The sequence below is a fragment of the Mesorhizobium sp. M5C.F.Ca.IN.020.29.1.1 genome (genome assembly GCF_003997375.1).
GTDB classification, from domain to species: domain Bacteria; phylum Pseudomonadota; class Alphaproteobacteria; order Rhizobiales; family Rhizobiaceae; genus Mesorhizobium; species Mesorhizobium wenxiniae.
The window spans coordinates 1-1,717 of sequence record NZ_RZSW01000884.1 but is presented as its reverse complement, the minus strand read 5'-3'; the positions used below and the strand labels follow the sequence as shown (position 1 = coordinate 1,717).

Genomic DNA, 1,717 nt, shown 5'->3' with positions numbered 1-1,717 from the left:
TTGATCGCAAGTCCCGAGCGTGCATCGATCAGGCGGGCACCTGACGTGCGGACCGTGCCTGTGATCACCGGCGACGTCGCCGGGCCGCGCACCTTCAAATTGACGTCGGCCGTGCCGCTCAAAGACAGGCCTTGAGCGGCAAGTGTCCGGGTGAGGAAAGCGAACGGCACCTTGCCGGCAAAGTCGAGATCAAGGGTGGGCGTGCCTGATGTCGTCATCGTGCCGCCGCCCTTGAGGCCGAGACCGGCGGCATCGCTCATGCTGGCGTCGAAGGTCAGCCTGTTGCCAGAATATGTTCCGGAGGACGAAACGCCCATGCCGCCGAAACCGGCACCGCGGGTCTGCGACGTCTGGACGCCTGCGGCGTCGATCTTGAAGGCGACGGCCGGATTGGCCGGCGCGCCCGTCACCTTCACCGTGCCCGATATCGAGCCGGCGGCATCGAGGCCCGGCGAGAAACTGTTGGCCAGCGACATCGGGACCCGCGCCAGCGTCGCGTTGAGATTGAGCGCCTCCCCGACCTTGCCCGAAACCGTCGCCGTGCCGCCGCCGAGGTTGAGTGCGAGCTTGTCCAGGCTGGTCGTGCCGTTGGCGATGGTGATGGTCGAGGCCTGAGCGATCGCCGCTTTGATGCCGCGCATGGTCGCCTGGCCGGAGGTGAGCTCGACGGTCGTCGTGCCGTTGGCGACCCTGACGCGGCCGGCGGCCCTGGCGGGAATGTCCTTGACGTCGGCGCCGCCGGAAAAGCCTGTCCAGTCGCCGTCACGCTTGAGATCGACATCGATGCCGCGAATGACGGTGCCGCCGGAGGTGACGCTGTCGGCGCGGATCTTTCCGGAGATCACCGGTGCGGCGAGATAGTTGGCGATCGATGCATCGATAGTGACCGTCCTTGCCGAAACATCGCCGCGTGAAATCGAAGCCGTCGAAGCCTTGATCGTGACCTCAGGCGCATTGCCGGTCTTCGAGAAGGCGATCGTGCCACGCACGTCGCCTTCCGCCTTTTCCAGCGCAAGGGCTGCGAGCGGTCCGATATCAGGCAGGTCGAGCGCCACGGTGCCATCAGGCACGAACGCCTCGTCAAGTGCCAGGTCGCCTGATACCCGGTTCTTGCCGAGTGACAGCAAAAGCCCGTTGATAGCGCGCTTGCCGTCTGACGTCGCCAGCACGGCACGGCCTTCCAGGGGCTGGCCCGCGACATTTCCGGTCAGTTGGACATTGGCCGCCGGGTTGGCGGCATCGGCCTTGCCGGTGGCGGTGAGCCTCAACCCGGTGATCTCGCGTTCGGCCACCGAGAGCCGGTCGCTGTCGACCGTCAGCGACAGGTCGGGCGCGGTGCCGGCGCCTTGCGCGTTCAGCGCGAAAGCGATGGCGCCCTTGGCATCCCCGGACAGAAGCGAGATGTCGGTCAGCGCGCCCTTGATGTCGACGGCGAGTTGGTTGGCGTCAAGGCTGGCCTGCCCGTCGGCGGTCAGCGCGCCGGATACCAGCCTGATCGCGTTGGCGGTGACATTGCCATTGGCGTCACGCTTCAACGCGGCACTGAGTTCTGTCCGCTCCGCAAGCACACCGCGCGCTGCCGCCGGCAGCGCCGCGGAAGCCGCAACCGCCCTGAGGTTGAGATCGATGGCGCCATCGGCCAGCGAGACCCTTCCATTAAAGCCGCTGTCCAGTACCTCGCTCGTCACCGAGCCGCTGTCGATGACGATGGTATCGG

At 66.6% G+C, this 1,717-nt stretch carries 1 pseudogene; it reads right to left on the bottom strand.

Going from position 1 to position 1,717, the window contains the following annotated elements:
* A pseudogene (locus tag EOA85_RS34620) lies at positions 1-1,717 on the bottom strand (translocation/assembly module TamB); the annotation flags it as partial.